Origin of the sequence: Actinomadura sp. KC06 (assembly GCF_004348735.1) — a bacterium.
Lineage (GTDB): Bacteria > Actinomycetota > Actinomycetes > Streptosporangiales > Streptosporangiaceae > Spirillospora.
In genome coordinates, this window is record NZ_SMKT01000416.1 from 1 (window position 1) to 503 (window position 503).

Sequence of the window (503 nt, forward strand, 5' to 3'; positions counted from 1 at the left end):
GGTAAATGAGGTGGGCGGTTGGGGGTAATTTCTCACGAAGGCGTTGAACTGCGAGGTAACCGTTTACCGGGGGCGGTAAGTGGGGTGACTCATGTTGTTGAGTCGCCTTCTCCGGGTCATGGGGACGCCGTAGACTCGGAGGGTGATCTTCAAGGCGGTGGGTGAAGGACGGCCCTATCCGGAGCACGGGTTCTCGTCCCGGGACTGGGCCAAGATCCCGCCTCGCCAGGTCCGCCTCGATCAGCTTGTGAGCACGAAGCGCGAGATGGACCTGCAGTCGCTCCTCTCAAAGGACTCCACGTTCTACGGAGACCTGTTTCCGCATGTAGTCCAATGGCAGGGCGAGCTCTACCTGGAGGACGGCCTGCACCGGGCACTGCGGGCGGCGCTGCACCAGCGGCTCGTCCTGCACGCCCGCGTCCTGGATCTGGACGCCGTCGACCTGAGCTGATCAGCGGGCCCGCGCCGGCTCGCGTGCGCCGACCTCCGGGTGGGGCGGGCGG

Annotated in this window: 1 protein-coding gene; it reads left to right on the forward strand. The window is 65.8% G+C overall.

From position 1 onward, the window contains the following. The first annotated feature begins 142 nt into the window (after positions 1-142). Entirely contained in the window at positions 143-451 is a 309-nt protein-coding gene (locus E1287_RS43415) for a type II toxin-antitoxin system VapB family antitoxin (protein WP_131972028.1), read from the forward strand. Positions 452-503 lie beyond the last annotated feature (52 nt).